Source organism: Saccharopolyspora rhizosphaerae, assembly GCF_003931915.1.
GTDB lineage: Bacteria > Actinomycetota > Actinomycetes > Mycobacteriales > Pseudonocardiaceae > Saccharopolyspora > Saccharopolyspora rhizosphaerae.
In genome coordinates, this window is the sequence record NZ_RSAA01000004.1 from 248,493 (window position 1) to 262,243 (window position 13,751).

General features: G+C 71.8%; 12 protein-coding genes. 7 read left to right on the plus strand and 5 right to left on the minus strand.

Annotated elements, in window-relative coordinates; genetic code table 11:
* Positions 1-30 precede the first annotated feature (30 nt).
* Entirely contained in the window at positions 31-1,497 is a 1,467-nt protein-coding gene (locus tag EIL87_RS04565; protein WP_125088874.1) for a dihydroorotase, read from the minus strand.
* On the minus strand, positions 1,494-2,888 hold the full coding sequence (locus tag EIL87_RS04570) for an FAD-dependent oxidoreductase (RefSeq protein ID WP_125088875.1): 1,395 nt from the start codon (positions 2,886-2,888) through the stop codon (positions 1,494-1,496). The genes EIL87_RS04565 and EIL87_RS04570 overlap by 4 nt, the downstream gene beginning before the upstream one ends.
* Positions 2,889-3,083: 195 nt before the next feature.
* Here EIL87_RS04570 and EIL87_RS04575 point away from each other — a divergent pair, with 195 nt between their 5' ends.
* The 5 genes from EIL87_RS04575 to EIL87_RS04595 are packed head-to-tail and all read left to right on the plus strand — an operon-like array spanning position 3,084 to position 8,191.
* Positions 3,084-3,884 (plus strand): IclR family transcriptional regulator, encoded by an 801-nt coding sequence (locus tag EIL87_RS04575; RefSeq protein WP_125088876.1) that lies wholly within the window; start codon positions 3,084-3,086, stop codon positions 3,882-3,884.
* Positions 3,881-5,077 (plus strand): CaiB/BaiF CoA transferase family protein, encoded by a 1,197-nt coding sequence (locus EIL87_RS04580; RefSeq protein ID WP_125088877.1) that lies wholly within the window; start codon positions 3,881-3,883, stop codon positions 5,075-5,077. The genes EIL87_RS04575 and EIL87_RS04580 overlap by 4 nt, the downstream gene beginning before the upstream one ends.
* Positions 5,074-5,952: an HpcH/HpaI aldolase/citrate lyase family protein gene (locus EIL87_RS04585; protein WP_233576018.1), complete on the plus strand. Its 879-nt coding sequence runs from the start codon at positions 5,074-5,076 to the stop codon at positions 5,950-5,952. The genes EIL87_RS04580 and EIL87_RS04585 overlap by 4 nt, the downstream gene beginning before the upstream one ends.
* Positions 5,949-6,779, plus strand: a complete 831-nt coding sequence (locus EIL87_RS04590) for a cyclase family protein (protein ID WP_233576019.1) — start codon at positions 5,949-5,951, stop codon at positions 6,777-6,779. Before EIL87_RS04585 ends, EIL87_RS04590 begins: the two co-directional genes overlap by 4 nt.
* Positions 6,776-8,191 carry an MmgE/PrpD family protein gene (locus tag EIL87_RS04595; protein ID WP_125088879.1) on the plus strand — a complete coding sequence of 472 codons (1,416 nt, stop codon included), beginning with the start codon at positions 6,776-6,778 and terminating at the stop codon, positions 8,189-8,191. Before EIL87_RS04590 ends, EIL87_RS04595 begins: the two co-directional genes overlap by 4 nt.
* Positions 8,192-8,358: 167 nt before the next feature.
* Here the strand turns inward: EIL87_RS04595 and EIL87_RS04600 are convergent, their stop codons facing one another.
* Entirely contained in the window at positions 8,359-8,976 is a 618-nt protein-coding gene (locus EIL87_RS04600; protein WP_125088880.1) for a mycothiol-dependent nitroreductase Rv2466c family protein, read from the minus strand.
* A gap of 281 nt (positions 8,977-9,257) precedes the next feature.
* On the opposite strand from EIL87_RS04600, the gene pepN reads away from it, so the two are divergent.
* Positions 9,258-11,831, plus strand: a complete 2,574-nt coding sequence (gene pepN / locus EIL87_RS04605) for an aminopeptidase N (protein ID WP_125088881.1) — start codon at positions 9,258-9,260, stop codon at positions 11,829-11,831.
* Between the two features lie 162 nt (positions 11,832-11,993).
* On the opposite strand, the gene EIL87_RS04610 is transcribed toward pepN, so the two are convergent.
* Entirely contained in the window at positions 11,994-12,482 is a 489-nt protein-coding gene (locus EIL87_RS04610; protein WP_125088882.1) for a DUF5130 family protein, read from the minus strand.
* Positions 12,469-12,723: an aa3-type cytochrome oxidase subunit CtaJ gene (gene ctaJ / locus EIL87_RS04615; protein WP_125088883.1), complete on the minus strand. Its 255-nt coding sequence runs from the start codon at positions 12,721-12,723 to the stop codon at positions 12,469-12,471. Before ctaJ ends, EIL87_RS04610 begins: the two co-directional genes overlap by 14 nt.
* A 408-nt stretch (positions 12,724-13,131) precedes the next feature.
* Between ctaJ and EIL87_RS04620 the strand changes: the two genes are divergently transcribed.
* On the plus strand, positions 13,132-13,623 hold the full coding sequence (locus EIL87_RS04620) for a hypothetical protein (protein WP_125088884.1): 492 nt from the start codon (positions 13,132-13,134) through the stop codon (positions 13,621-13,623).
* The last annotated feature ends 128 nt before the right edge of the window (positions 13,624-13,751 follow it).

Here is a 13,751-nt window from a genome sequence, read left to right on the forward strand (position 1 = left end):
ACAGGGACTGCTCTCACGGTGGGGTGGGCATCAGCGTCCGGTCGGGCGGTGCAGGTAGGTGCCGCGCGGTTCACCGAGCACCTTGCCGTCGTCGAAGATCCGCTGTCCCCGGAGGAACGTCGTCTCGACCGTCGCCCCGACTTCCAGGCCGCGGAAGGGCGTGTACTCCTGGGTGGATTCGGAGTCCGCCGGGTCCACCACGAACGACCGGTCCGGGTCCACCAGCGCGATGTCGGCGTCGAAACCCGGTGCGACGTCGCCCTTCGTGGGCAAGCCGAGGCGCCGGGCCGGGTTCGTCGAGACGAGCTCGGCGACGGTCGACATCGGCAGTCCGCGCTTGCGCCCCTCGCCGACGAGACCGGGCAGCAGGTACTCGGTGCCGCCGAACCCGGACTTGGCGGCGAACACGTCGTCGCGGTCCTGCCCGAACTTCTTCTCCTCGCGGCAGCAGGCGTGGTCGGACACCACCCAGCTGACGTCGCCGGCGAGCAGGTGCTCCCACAACTTCTCGACGTCCGCCCTCGGGCGCAGCGGCGGGTTGACCTTGCCGCCGACCCCGTCGGCCGTGGTGACGTCGGCGAGCAGGTGGCCGATGGTGACCTCCCGCCGGAAGTCGACGTGCGGGAAGGTCTTCGCCATCAGCATCGCCGCTTCCATCGCCTTCGCCGACGACAGGTGCAGCAGGTTGATGGTGGGCAGGCCGGTCTCGTGCGCGAGGTAGGAGGCGATGGTGACCGCCAGGCCTTCCGAGTGCGGCGGGCGGGACGCGCTGTAGGCCTCCAGGCCGGACAGCGAGCCCTCCTCCTCGACCATCCGCGTGTAGGCGGTCATGATCTCGGCCGTCTCGCAGTGCAGGGACAGCGAGATCTGGTCGGCGATCTCCGGGTTCGCCTCGCGCGCGGCTTGGATGCCGCGCATCACGAACTCGAAGTGGGCGATGTCGTAGCGCTCGCCCTCCGGGATCATCAGGAAGTCGCTCTGGTCGGTGGACCGTCCGTGCAGCCCGTGGCTGCCGTAGAACATGAAGATCTTGAACGAGGTCACGCCGTGATCGCGCACGAGGGACGGGATCTCGTCGATGTGCGAGGCCTGCATGGGCGCGAGGTGGAACGCGTAGTCCACGTAGGACTTGCCCTCGGCGGCGTCGAGCACCTCCGGGAAGACCTCGGAGTAGGGGCCGCCGCGGTTGAGGTAGTACTGACCGGTCCGCATGTAGGTCAGCGAGGTCGTCACCCCGCCCTGCGCGCACGCCCGGCTCTCCGTGGTGGTGTCGTCGGAGAGCGGGTTGTAGATCCCCCAGTGCTGGTGGGCGTCGACGACACCGGGGAACGCCAGCAGCCCGCGTCCTTCGTGGACCTCGGTCCCGTCCGGGACGGTCAGCCCGGGGCCGACTTCGGAGATCACGCCGTCGGTGACGGCGATGTCGGCGGCGACGGGTTCGCCGCCGCCCGGGCGGACCACGCGGACGTCGCGGAGGATCAAGTCGGGCCGGGTCATCTGGCACCTTCCGGAGTGAGGGGGCGGGTGGTGGCGACCGACCGGGCGAGGTGCCCGGCGGCGAGGTAGGCGAGGCCCAGCGCGGGGAGCAGGCCGTTGCCGGCCAGGTAGCCGGCCGCGCCGTGGCCGGAGATGCCGGCGGCGGCGCCACCGGACGCGTACAGCCCGGGGATCGGGTCACCGGCGTGGTCGAGGACGCGTGCGTGCTCGTCGACGAGCAGTCCGCCCTGCGTGTGGAACAGCGCGGGGATGATCTCCACCGCGTGCAGCGGTGCGCGCAGCGGTTGCGCGGTGGTGCGGCCGAACCGGTCGGTGCGCTCCCCCGCCGCGACCTCGGCCAGCGCGTCGAGTTCGGGTTCGAGTTCCGCGGCGGGAACTCCGATCACCGTCGCCAGCTCGGTGGCCGAATGCGCGGTGCGCACCGCCCCGGCCGCCTCGACGTCCTGGAAGTCGCCGAACGCGCGGCAGGCCTGGGCGATGCGCTCGTCGAAGACCAGCCACCCGCGCCCGCCGGGCCTGGCGGCCAGCGCGGCGGCGTACTCGGAGTAGCCGGTGGTCTCGTCGCCGAACCGGCGTCCTCCGGTGTCGACGACGGCACCGCCGTGCATCACCGCCGTCCAGGTCACCAGGGTGCGCGCCGACGCCGAGAGCGCGGCGTGGCCCTGGTAGGCGTCCAGGAAGCCCGTCGCGGCACCGAGCTCGCGCCCGATCCGCAGCGCGTCGCCGCGGGAGTGCTCCCCGCCGTGGTAGGTCGCTCCCGCGATCTCGGGCACGTGCGCGGACACCAGCTCGGGGTCGGCGCCGTAGCCGTTGGTGGCCAGCAGCACCGCTCGCGCGCGGATCTCCTCATACCCACCGTCCGGCGTGCTGACGGTGGCGACCGCGCTCCCGTCCGGCCCGGGGGCGACCGCGGTCAGCCTGGCGGGAACCATGAGGTCGGCCCGTTCGCTGCGTTCCACGGCCTCGACGAGGTGGCGCAGCAGCGAGGAACCGTGCCTGCCGGGCAGGCTGTGCACCCTGGGCGCCGAGTGGCCGGGGTAGGTGAAGTCGGTGGGCAGTTCGACCGGCACGCCGACGTGGTCGGCGAGCCATTCCACGAGTTCGGCGCCGACGCGGGCCAGGGCCGAGGCGACCCGCACGTCCGCGGAACCGCCGGTCTTGCGCGCGATGTCGGCGACGAACTGCTCAGGTGAGTCGTCGATCCCGGCCGCCGCCTGGAAGCGGGATCCCGGCCCGGGAACCATCGCGGTGGACATCGAGGTGTTGTTCCCGCGCCGGAAGTTCGGGTCGGAGTCCACCACGAGCACGTCAAGACCCAGTTCGGCAGCGCGGACCGCGGCGCTCAACCCGCCTCCGGCTCCCGCGACCACCAGGTCGACGTCGAACGTCATCCTTCCTCCTCCTCCCGACCCTGCGGCAGTCGTTCCGCTCGGCGGAACAGCTGCCCGGGCCGTTCCGGTGAGGTCGATAACACCAGGTGGACTGTTCAAAAACAATGGCTGCGGCGGAACTTCTTGACAGGCTGCCGAGCGGAGCCCCACTCTTGTTCCGTCCAGCGGTACGTCAGGGAGCACGAGGAGGACCGAGTGGCGGAGCCGACCGGGACCGGGGCCACCGAACGGGTGGCGGACGTCCTGCTGCTGTTCACCTACGGGCCGCCGACGCTCGGCGTGACCAGGGTGTCCCGCGAACTCGACCTGTCCAAAGCCGTGGTGCACCGCATCCTGCGGTCACTGACCAGCCGCGACCTCATCGCCTACGACCCGGACACCCGCGAGTACCGGCTGGGGCCCGCCGCTGCCGCGCTGGGCAGCCGGGCACTGCGCGACTCCGACCTGCGGGCCACGGCCCTGCCGTTCCTGTCCGAGCTGCGAGACCGCCTGCACGAGACCGTCACGATCAGCGCGAAGGTCCACGGTGGACGCGTCTACCTCGACCAGGTCGTCGGCAACCACGAGATCACCATGTCGGTGGAGCTCGGCCGGCGGTTCCCGCTGCACGCCGGCTCGTCCGGCAAGTGCATGCTCGCCCACTCAGACCCCGACGAGGTCGACCGGTTGCTCGCAGGCGAACTCCAGGCGCTCACCCCGGCAACGCCCACCGACCCCGAAGCGCTGCGCGCCGAGCTCACCGAGATCCGCGCACGCGGGTACGCGGCGTCGGCGGGCGAGCGCCAAGGCGACGCCGGTTCGGTCGCCGTGCCGGTCTTCGGACCCGGCGGTCTCGTCGGCGCGGTCTCGGTGTGCGGGCCGCGGTTCCGCGTCACCGAGGAGTTCGTCGCCGACACCGCCCCGGAGCTGATCGAGACCGCCGACCGGATCACCGCCCAGCTCGGCGGCACCGCACCCGCGCGCGCCGTCCACACCTCCACCGGAAGGACGACATGAGCCACGACCACCCGGCTGCGCTGGGGGGCCTGAAGGTCCTCGACGCCTCCACCCTGTTCGCCGGCCCGCTGGCCGCCACGCTGCTCGGCGACCAGGGCGCCGACGTGATCAAGATCGAGCACCCGCGGGGCGATCCGGCCCGCACCCACGGCGCGCAGAAGGACGGCGTCGGGCTCTGGTGGAAGATGTTGGCGCGCAACAAGAGAGCGATCACGCTGGTGCTCTCCACCCCGCGCGGCCGGGAGCTGTTCCTCGACCTGGCCACCGACGCGGACGTGGTGATCGAGAACTTCCGGCCCGGAACGCTGGAGCGCTGGGGTCTCGGCTGGGAGGAGCTGTCCGCCCGCAACCCGCGCCTGGTCCTGGCGCGGGTGACCGGCTTCGGCCAGACCGGCCCCTACTCGCACCGCCCCGGGTTCGGCACGCTCGCCGAGGCGATGAGCGGGTTCGCGGCCATGACCGGCGAACCGGACGGACCTCCCACCCTGCCGCCGTTCGGCCTCGCCGACGGCGTGGCCGCGCTGACCACGGCGTTCGGCATCATGACCGCACTGCGGGCCCGGGAGACCACCGGCCGCGGGCAGGTGCTGGACACCGCGATCATCGAGCCGCTGCTGCACCTGCTCGGTCCCGGCCTGATCGCCTACGACCAGCTCGGCGTCCTGCAACCGCGCACTGGCAACCGCTCCACCAACAACGCTCCGCGCAACACCTACCAGTGCGCCGACGGCCAGTGGGTGGCGGTGTCCACCAGCGCCCACTCCATCGCCGAGCGGGTGATGCGGCTGGTCGGGGCTCCCGAGCTGATCGACGAGCCGTGGTTCGCCAGCGGCGCGGGTCGCGCCGAGCACGTCGAGCAGCTGGACGCGGCCGTCGGGTCCTGGATCGCCGCCCGCAAGCGGGACGAGGTCGTGGCCGCGTTCGAGGAGGCCGAAGCCGCGGTCGCACCGATCTACACCGCCGCCGACGTGCTCGCCGATCCGCACTTCACCGCGCTGGGCAGCATCGTGACGATCGACGACGACGAACTCGGGCCCGTCCGCTTCCAGAACACCCCGTTCCGCCTGTCGGAGACTCCCGGGTCCGTGCGCACCACCGGCCCCCGGCTGGGGGCGCACACCGCGGAGGTCCTGGGCGAGATCGGGATCGGCACCGACGAGCTGGAGCAGCTGCGGGAGCAGGGGGTCGTGTGACCGCCATCGGACTGGCCCGCAGCTGGCTCTACGCGCCCGGACACCGCCCGGACCTGGTCCGCAAGGCGCTCGAGGGGCCCGCCGACGCCGTGGTCGTCGACCTGGAGGACGCGGTGCCCCCCGCGCAGAAGGAGCAGGCCCGGGACGCGGTGGTCGCGATCTGCGACACCGCGGCCGACCGGGTCTGGGTCCGCATCAACGCCTCCGGTACGAAGTGGGCGGACGGGGACGCAGCCGCGCTGTCGGGCAGCCCGCCAGCGGGCGTGCGCGTCCCCAAGGCCGAGGACCCGGCGACCGTGGCGGCCCTCGCCGAACGGACCGGACTTCCGCTGCAACTGCTGATCGAGAGCGCCCGCGGGCTGCGCCGGGTCTTCGAGCTCGCCGAGTGCCACCCGCTGGTCGCCGGCGTCTCGCCCGGAGAAGCGGACCTCGCCGCCGACCTGCGGATCCGCGATCGCCGCGAGCTGGCGTGGGCCCGCGCCCGCATCGTCACCGCGAACCGCGCGGCCGGGCTGCCCAGCCCGGTCGCGAGCGTCTGGACGGACCTGTCCGACACCGCGGGTCTCGCCGAGGACAGCGCCGCGCTGCGCGACGCGGGGTTCTTCGGCCGCTCGGTGATCCACCCGAGCCAGATCGCACCGGTGCACCGCGCCTTCACCCCGGACCGCGACGAAGTGCAGCGGGCCCGCGCCCTGCTCGACGCGCTCGACGTCGCGGGCGACTCCTCGACGTGGGTCGACGACCGCGGTCGCTTCGTCGACCCGGCCGTCGTCGCCGGTGCTCGATGGGTCGCCGAACTCGCCGACACGCTCCGAGACCTCCCCGACGACCACGACGAACCGGCCGGAGCCAGGCCGGGAAGGAGCAACCCGTGAGCAGCACCACCGCCGCAGGCCCCGACCTGCTCGCCGCCTTCCGCGACGGAACGCGGGTGATCGAGCTCGGCCACCCCCTCTACACCGGGATGGCGGGCTCGCCGAACCACCCCGGGTTCCGGATGACGCTGGAGCGCCGGCACGGTGACGCCGTCCGCCCCGACGGCGGCTCGGCCTCCAACGAGGTCATCGTCACCGGCGGGCACACCGGCACGCACGTCGACGCGCTCGCGCACGTCAGCCACGACGGACTGCTGCACGGCGGCGTCGACGCCGCCGAAGCCCAGCGCGGCGGGAAGCACGCGGTGCACGGCGCGGAGACCATCCCGCCGATGGTCACCCGAGGCGTGTTCCTCGACGTCGCCGCGGTGCACGGCGTGGACGTGCTGGGAGCCGGGTACGGCGTGACCGCCGAGGACCTGGAGCGGGCCGCCGAGCGAGCGGGAGCCGAACCCGGCCCCGGTGACGTGGTCGTGGTGCGGACGGGCTGGGGACGGCTGTTCGGCGACCCGCAGGCCTACGTGGGCAAGGAGACCGGTGTTCCCGGCATGACGGTGGAGGGTGCGCAGTGGCTCGCCGAGCGGCGGATCGTCGCCACCGGCACCGACACCACCGCCTACGAGCAGATCCCGGCGGGCGCCGGGCACCGGGTGCTGCCGGTCCACCGGGTGCTGCTGGTCGACCACGGCATCCACATCGTCGAGCACATGGCCTGCGAGGACGCCGCCGAAGCCGGGCTGGGCGAGTTCCTCGCGGTGTTCGCGCCGCTGCGGATCGTCGGCGCCACCGGAGCTCCGGTCCGCCCGCTGGCGGTGGTCCCGGCATGACGACTCCCGCGCAGCGGATCGGTGAGGTCGGTGCCCGGCTGGCCGTCGAGGGCGTCGACGACCACCTCGCCGACGACCTGGTCCGCCGGATCGTCGACGTCGTCGGCAACTCCCTGGCGGCCACCCGCGAGGAGCCCGCCCGGATCGCCGGAGCGGTGGCCACCGAGTGGGCGGGCGCCCCGGATGCGACCGGGATCGGGCTGGCGCAACGCGTTCCCGCACCCTCGGCGGCGCTGGTCAACGGCACGCTGGCGCACAGCCTCGACTTCGACGACACGCACCTGCCCTCCGTGCTGCACCCGTCGGCGGCGGTGGTCCCGGCCGCGCTGGCGACGGCCGAGCGCACCGGGGCCGGTGGCCGGGCGCTGCTGGCCGCCGCGGCGATGGGCATCGAGGTGACCTGCCGTCTGGGCATGGCCGGTTACGACGAGGAGCTGGGCAACTCGGTCTTCTTCGAGCACGGCCAGCACGCGACCGCGATCTGCGGCGCGGTCGGCGCGGCCGTCGCCTCCGGCATGCTGCAGGGCTTCGACGCGGACCGGCTGACCTCGGTCATCGGCATCGCGGCGAGCATGGGCTCCGGGGTCATCGAGGCCAACCGCACCGGCGGCACCATCAAGCGCGTGCACTGCGGGTGGGCCGCCCACGCGGGTGTGGCCGCCGCCGACCTGACCCGGCACGGGTTGACCGGGCCACCCACCGTGATCGAGGGCCGGTTCGGGTTCCTGCGCGCGTTCTGCGGCGAGCGGGTGCACCCGGAGCGGGTCACCGACGGCCTGGGCGAGGAGTGGGAGACGCCCGGGGTGTTCTTCAAGCCGTACCCCTGCAACCACTTCACGCACGCGGGGGTGGACGCCGCGCTGCGGCTGCGCGAGCGCGGGGTGACCGCCGACCAGGTCCGCGAGCTGGTGCTCGGAGCGCCCGCACCCGTCCTGCGCACGATCGCCGAGCCCGCGGACGAGAAGCGGCGTCCCCGCTCCGGCTACCACGCGGCCTTCTCCGGCCCCTACACCGTGGCCGCGGCTCTGCTCGGCGGCGGTGGGCTGGGCGTGTTCCACGAGGACTTCACGGACGCGGCAGCGGCCGACCCGCGTCGGCTGGACCTCGCCCAGCGGGTGCGGGTGGTCGCCGACGACGAGGCCACGGCCGGGTTCCCGCGCCAGTTCCCGGCGGTGCTCACCGCCGAGCTCGCCGACGGCACCTCGGTGACCGAACGCGTCCGGGAGAACCGGGGTGGACCGCAGCGACCGCTCTCCAGCGACGAGCTGGCCGCCAAGTTCACCGGCAACGCCGAGCGGGCCGTGGGGCCGGACCGGGCGGCCGAGGTCGTCACGTCGTTGTGGGACCTGCGCGACGACCGGCCGGTCGCCGCGGTGATGTCCGGCCTGCAGGGGGTCGCGCAGCCGGCGTGACCCGGTCTCGACCACGCAGAGGCCGGAGCCCCGAGCGGCTCCGGCCTCTGTGGACGGTCGTGGAACGTGATGAACGGGAAGATCCGACCGTCCACACCTTTCCGCTGGTCACCCGTGCTCCTCGGGAGAATTCCGGGAAAGGCCGGAAACCTCCCGACGAGCGCACCTCAGTAGTCGAACTGCGGGTCCTCGGTGCGGCTGCGCTTGAGCTCGAAGAAGTACGGGTAGCGGGCCATCGCGACCGCGCCGTCGAAGATCTGGGCGGCCTCCTCGCCCTTCGGCACGCGGGTGATCACCGGACCGAAGAACGCCACGCCGTCCACGTGCAGCGTCGGTGTGCCCACCTCGTCGCCGACCGGGTCCATGCCCGCGTGGTGGCTGGCGCGCAGCTCCTCGTCGTAGTCGGTGCTGTGGGCGGCTTCGGCGAGCTCCGCGGGCAGGCCGACCTCGGCCAAAGCGCCCTTGATCGCCTCGTCGAAGTCCTTGATCCCCTGGTTGTGGATCCGCGTGCCCAGGGCCGTGTACAGCGGCGACAGCACCTCGTCGCCGTGGTGCTTGGCAGCGGCGATGCACACGCGCACCGGGCCCCAGCCGCGCTTCATCAGGTCGAGGTACTGCTCAGGCAGGTCGCGGCCCTCGTTGAGCACCGACAGGCTCATCACCCGGAAGTGCAGGTCGATGTCGCGGGCCTTCTCGACCTCCAGGATCCACCGGGAGGAGACCCAGGCGAACGGGCACAGCGGGTCGAAGTAGAAGTCCACCCGTGGGCGGGCAGGGGCGGTCATCCGTGCCTCCATCAGTCGAAGTCGTCCAGGTGCCGGCACGCGGCACCACGTCGGCGGCCTGATCAGGAACAGCTGGGCCCGGCGGGTGCCAGGAGCGGGACCTGAACAGCTCCTGGGGGGAGTAACCCCGCGACGGCCGATTGTCTTCCCGGCGGGCCCGACACGCCGCCGAAGATCGCGAGGTGCGTGCCCGGCAGCGCGACTCCGGCCGGACGTGATTTGATGCCTGCGCCGGGCATCCAACCGGCCTTGATCCGTCCCTACGAACTACGAGGTGATCCGTGGCACCGCCGAACCTCACCCGCGAACAGGCCGAGCAGCGCGCCGCGTTGCTGGAGGTCCAGTCCTACGTGATCGAACTGGACCTCTCCGCCGGCGCGGGGGGTGTGGAAGTGGAGACGTTCGGGTCCACGACCACGGTTCGCTTCCGCAGCGAGCAGACCGGCGTCGACACCTGGATCGACCTCGTGGCGGACCGGGTGCACAGCGCGGTGCTCAACGGTGCCGAGCTCGACCTCTCCGACTACGACGAGTCGACCGGCATCCGGCTGCCCGACCTCGCCGCCGAGAACGAGCTCGTGGTCCGCGCCGACTGCGCCTACACCAACACCGGTGAGGGCCTGCACCGCTTCATCGACCCGGTCGACGGCGCCGTCTACCTCTACAGCCAGTTCGAGACCGCCGACGCGAAGCGGATGTTCACCTGCTTCGACCAGCCCGACCTGAAGGCGACCTACCAGATCACGGTCGACGCCCCGGCCGACTGGAAGGTCATCTCCAACGCGGCCGGCGAGGTCACCGAGACCGCCACGGGCAAGCGCCACACCTTCGACACCACCAAGCCCATGTCGACCTACCTGGTCGCGCTGGTGGCCGGTCCCTACGCCGAGTGGCGCGACGAGTTCCCCGGCGAGGACGGCCAGGACCCGATCCCGCTGGGCATCTACTGCCGCGCCTCGCTGGCCGAGCACCTCGACGCCGAGCGCCTGTTCACCGAGACCAAGCAGGGCTTCGGCTTCTACCACAAGGCGTTCGGGGTGCCCTACCCGTTCGGCAAGTACGACCAGTGCTTCGTGCCGGAGTTCAACGCGGGCGCGATGGAGAACGCCGGCTGCGTGACCTTCCTCGAGGACTACGTGTTCCGGTCGAAGGTCACCGGCTACCTCTACGAGCGCCGCTGCGAGACCGTGCTGCACGAGATGGCGCACATGTGGTTCGGCGACCTCGTGACCATGCGCTGGTGGAACGACCTGTGGCTCAACGAGTCGTTCGCGACCTGGGCCAGCGTCCTCGCGCAGGTCGGCGCCACCGAGTACGACGCCGCCTGGACGACCTTCGCCAGCGTCGAGAAGTCCTGGGCCTACCGCCAGGACCAGCTGCCCTCGACCCACCCGGTCGCCGCCGACATCCCGGACCTGCAGGCCGTGGAGGTCAACTTCGACGGCATCACCTACGCCAAGGGCGCCTCGGTGCTCAAGCAGCTGGTGGCTTACGTCGGCCTGGAGAACTTCCTGGCGGGCCTGCGGGTCTACTTCGACCGCCACGCGTGGAGCAACGCCACCCTCGACGACCTGCTCAAGGCTCTGGAGGAGGCTTCCGGCCGCGACCTGTCCTGGTGGAGCGCGGAGTGGCTGGAGACGACCGGCCTCAACATGCTGCGCCCGCGGTTCAGCACCGACGACGAGGGCCGGTTCACCCAGTTCTCCGTGGTGCAGAACGGCGCCCGGCCGGGTGCGGGTGAGCTGCGCACGCACCGCACGGCGATCGGCATCTACGACGACGAGGGCGGCAAGCTGGTCCGCAAGCACCGCGTCGAGCTCGACGTGACCGGCGAGGTCACCGACGTCGCGGACCTGGTCGGCGTGCACCGCGGCAAGCTGGTGCTGGTCAACGACGACGACCTGACCTACTGCTCGCTGCGCTTCGACCCCGAGTCGCTGGCGACGCTGGTGGACCGCATCGGCGACATCGACGAATCGCTGCCGCGCGCGCTGTGCTGGTCGACGGCGTGGGAGATGACCCGCGAGGCCGAGCTGAAGGCCCGCGACTTCGTGACCTTGGTGCTCGGCGCCTCCGCCGAGGCCGGCATCGGCGCGGAGAGCCAGATCGGCGTGGTGCAGCGGGTCCTGCTGCAGACGCAGACGGCGCTGAACTCCTACGTCGACCCGTCGTGGCAGGAGGAGGGCTGGCGGCGGTTCAGCTCGCGGCTGTTCGAGCTCGCCCGCGCGGCCGAGCCGGGCTCGGACCACCAGCTGGCGTTCGTCAACTCGCTGACCGGTTCGGTGCTCTCCGACGAGCAGATCGACGAGTTGCGCGGCTGGCTGGACGGGTCGAACCCGCTCCCAGGCCTGACCGTGGACACCGACCTGCGCTGGGGCCTGCTGCAGGCTCTGGTCGCCCACGGTGCGGCCGGCGAATCGGAGATCGACGCCGAGCTGGAGGCCGATCAGACCGCGACGGGCCGTCGTCGCGCCGAGCGGGCCCGCGCCCTGATCCCCACCGCGGGCTCGAAGGAGAAGGCCTGGCAGCGCGCGGTGCACGACGACCAGCTGCCGAACGCGATCAGCGACGCGATCATCGCAGGCTTCCAGCACCCGGCGCAGCGCGAGCTGCTGGTGCCGTACGTGCGCCGGTACTTCGAGTCGATCGACGAGGTCTGGCAGCGCCGCTCCAGCGAGCGGGCGCAGCCCACGGTGATCGGGCTGTTCCCGTCCTGGGCGGTCACCGACGAGACCGTCGCTGCCGCCGACGAGTGGCTGGCCGGTGAGCACCCGGCGGCGTTGCGCCGTCTGGTCTCCGAGGGCCGCGCGGGCATCGTCCGGGCGCTCGCGGCCCGCGAGTTCGACCGCTCCTGATCCGCACGACGAAGCCGCCCCGGTCGGAGTTTCCGACCGGGGCGGCTCACGTCTGCTGCGGCCTCAAGCGCCTCAGGACGAGGCGGCCGCACGTGCGCGCTTTCGACGCCACGTCAGCCGCTCCCCGGAGGCAGCGGCCGTCTGGGGCGGCGCGACAGGTGCTCAGGACTCCTTGAACGAGGTTCCGGCTGCGTCGGCCAGCATCCGCACCGCGCTGACGAGGCCGTCGATGAGCTCGTCCTCCTTGAAGGAGGCGACCATGCTCATGGCGGCCAGCTGGCAGCTGCGGTCCGGGATGCGGCGGTAGGCCTCTTCCCCGGTGACGACCTCGAACTTGCGCTGTCCCGGGGACACGGCGATCAGCACGCCCTCGGACGCCAGGGCGCCGAGGTTGGCGTGCAGCTCCTCGGCCTGCTTGCGGGTGTCCTCGCCGAGGTCGCCGAGGTAGATCGCGAACTCCAGGCCGGTGCTGCGGCTGGCCACCGCCATCGCGTCGTCCAGCCGGGCCAGTTCGCTCGCGCTGAAGGGCAGCCGGGGACGGTCGGGCTCGACGCGGCGCGCCACGGACAACCGGCCGGTCGCCATGCGGGCCTCACCGGCGCTGAGCTCCTCGGACTCCGCGGACCGATGCGTGATCTCACCACTTGCCACTTGCGCCTCCCCGAGCCGTGACAGGCCGTGCGTCGTCCGGCACGACCTCACCTTCGCCCACCGGTACCGCGGAGTTCACGTCCTGCGGGTTGGCGGACCAGAACACCGGAGCGAAGTCCCAGTCCTCCCCCGCGCGGTAGCGCGGACGGGACAGCTTCGGCCACATCGCGATCAGCACGATCACGCCATAGATGGCCGCTGGGAGCACCGCCAGGACCAGCACACTCTCCACGACAGTCACGCCCAGTACGGTAGCCGATGACCAAGGTCCCGTGTGGGCGTCTTCGCGCGGGTCGCGATCTTGCTCCTGGAAGCGGACCGAGACCGTCCGGCAATTCGCCCGAAGCGATGCCGGCGAAGCCCGCTCGAGCGGAGATCAGCACTGAGAGTGATCTCGGCGTCACCCGATTCCGGGCTTGCTGAAAGCCTTTCGGAGGCCGCACCTGCGGCCTACCATGTGACTCGAATCACCATCATTAACTCGTCCGGGTTATCCACTGCGACTGAATGGAGTCGGCCCGGTCGGGGGCACATCGCGGCAGGTTGGCGGCTTGTTCCTGGCGGCTTCTGATCATAGTTTTTCACCTGTATGGGTCTTGCATTCTTGATCACATGCGTTCAAAGCACCCTATGTATTCGGGAGGTCCCGATGTCGATCAACGAAGCCGCCACTCAGCGCAGCGCACTCATCCTTCCGAACACCGGTCAACCGCTCGCTGAACACGGTGTGCGCATCAGCAGCAACCGCAACGGAGTCCGCACCAGCGGCCGTCAGGACGGCGTCCGCATCAGCGGTGAGGACGACGGCCTCAGGCTCAGCGGCCGACGCGCAGGCGTGCGCATCAGCGGCCAGCGGAGGGGCGTGCGCATCAGCGGTCAGCGCGAAGGTGTGCGCATCAGCGGCCACGCAGGCGTCCGGATCAGCAGCAACCGCAACGGCGTCCGCATCAGCGGCCACCGGAGGGGCGTGCGCATCAGCGGTCAGCGCGAAGGTGTGCGCATCAGCGGCCACGCAGGCGTCCGGATCAGCAGCAACCGCAGCGGCGTCCGCATCAGCGGCCACCGGAGGGGCGTGCGCATCAGCGGTCAGCGCGAAGGTGTGCGCATCAGCGGACGCACCCGCGGCGTGCGGATCAGCTGACCCGCACGCAGACGCACCCGAGCAGGACCAACGGGCTCCGAGGCGAAACCGCGCTCGAACGAGCGACTCGGCACCCCGCAGCGTTCGAGGCGGCCAGCGGCGGCAGCCGCTTCATCAGGTGTGGGACT

Coding starts and splice junctions, on each gene's coding strand:
- EIL87_RS04565 (WP_125088874.1), bottom strand. CDS start 1,497: ATGACCCGGCCCGACTTGATCCTCCGCGACGTCCGCGTGGTCCGCCCG.
- EIL87_RS04570 (WP_125088875.1), bottom strand. CDS start 2,888: ATGACGTTCGACGTCGACCTGGTGGTCGCGGGAGCCGGAGGCGGGTTG.
- EIL87_RS04580 (WP_125088877.1), top strand. CDS start 3,881: ATGAGCCACGACCACCCGGCTGCGCTGGGGGGCCTGAAGGTCCTCGAC.
- EIL87_RS04595 (WP_125088879.1), top strand. CDS start 6,776: ATGACGACTCCCGCGCAGCGGATCGGTGAGGTCGGTGCCCGGCTGGCC.
- EIL87_RS04600 (WP_125088880.1), bottom strand. CDS start 8,976: ATGACCGCCCCTGCCCGCCCACGGGTGGACTTCTACTTCGACCCGCTG.
- EIL87_RS04620 (WP_125088884.1), top strand. CDS start 13,132: ATGTCGATCAACGAAGCCGCCACTCAGCGCAGCGCACTCATCCTTCCG.